This is a genomic window from Chromohalobacter sp. HP20-39 (assembly GCF_033052815.1).
Classification (GTDB): domain Bacteria; phylum Pseudomonadota; class Gammaproteobacteria; order Pseudomonadales; family Halomonadaceae; genus Chromohalobacter.
On record NZ_JAWHTP010001224.1, the window covers coordinates 1 to 232 of the forward strand.

Annotated in this window: 1 pseudogene; it reads left to right on the forward strand. The window is 71.1% G+C overall.

What is annotated here, in order from left to right:
• Positions 1-232: pseudogene (locus RVY79_RS21790) on the forward strand (dihydroorotase); the annotation flags it as partial.

Consider the following 232-nt stretch of genomic DNA (forward strand, 5'->3'; position numbering starts at 1 on the left):
GACCGAGTTCGGTCTGCTCAAGGAGGCCGGCGCGGTCGCCTTCACGGACGGGCTGCGGGCCGTGGCGAACGCCCAGGTGCTGCGTCGCGCCCTGACCTATGCCCGGGATTTCGACGCCCTGATCGTGCAGCACGTGGAGGAAGCCTCTCTCGTCGCCGAGGGCGTGATGAACGAGGGCGAGCTCGCCTCGCGCCTCGGGCTGATGGGGATCCCCCGCGAGGCGGAGACGGTG